We start from the raw sequence: 892 nt of genomic DNA, 5'->3' as shown, positions 1-892 counted from the left end.
TCACCCTCTGGTAAGGCTTCTGGTACATCAACCTTGTAGTTGCCTTCACCATCCACTTTCGTGGTCACTGTTTGGGTGTTGCCATCTTTGTCGGTGATGGTAATGACCACTTCACTGCCTTCTGGCGCATCACTTGTACCACTGATGGTTGGTGTATTGTCATTGCCCAATTCTGGAACAGTGATGGTCAATATCGGTGGAATGGTATCTACAACAGCACTATCTTCATTCGAAGGAGCAGATTCACCGCCATTGTTAGTAATCGTAGCAGTCACTTTAAGTTCAGTACCTTCAGCAGGAACATCCACTTTTACAATAACTTTGCCCGAACTAAGGTCATCAGCACTGAGTACATGCGAATATTTCTTACCAGATTGATCAGTAACTGTAACGGTATCACCAACTTTTGCACCAGTTGGAATAGAAACCGCAACGTCTACCGCAGTTTTAGAGCCTAATTCTTTATGTGATAGAAGACCGTCATCATTTTCATCAGTTAAAATTTCAACCGTTGGCGCATCTAAAGGTTTTGGAGAAGTACCATTACTAGAACCACCATCAATAGCACCAATAATTCCACCAGTCACAGCCCCACCGACTAACCAAGGAATAAGGTTAACACCAGTGGTTGAGGTCAATAACTCTTCTAGACCTGTGATTTCTTTTAGCGATAGAAGCCCCTTTTCTGAGACTAAAGATAGGAAACCACACTCAGTATCTTCTAGTACTAACCCAGACTGCTGCTCACCATTTATTTCTTTTGAGAAGTAGTTCTCAATTCTAATTTCTTCACCATTTTTTAGGGTGTGTTGACATTTGCAGTATGGAACTTAACCTACAATGGTAACCAAATAAATATACAAGCAAGAGCGACAGCACTTTGATAATTACG

1 protein-coding gene and 1 pseudogene are annotated in these 892 nt (G+C 41.6%); both read right to left on the bottom strand.

The genetic code is table 11. The features are described from left to right. A partial coding sequence (locus F960_RS22650; RefSeq protein WP_004863301.1) for a CARDB domain-containing protein occupies positions 1–638 on the bottom strand: 638 nt, incomplete at its 3' end. Between the two features lie 24 nt (positions 639–662). After that, a pseudogene (locus tag F960_RS23210) lies at positions 663–755 on the bottom strand (hypothetical protein); the annotation flags it as partial. Positions 756–892 lie beyond the last annotated feature (137 nt).

This window comes from Acinetobacter gerneri DSM 14967 = CIP 107464 = MTCC 9824 (genome assembly GCF_000368565.1).
Lineage (GTDB): Bacteria > Pseudomonadota > Gammaproteobacteria > Pseudomonadales > Moraxellaceae > Acinetobacter > Acinetobacter gerneri.
The sequence above is the reverse complement of the archived record's forward strand: the minus strand, read 5'-3'. Positions and strand labels throughout refer to the sequence as shown.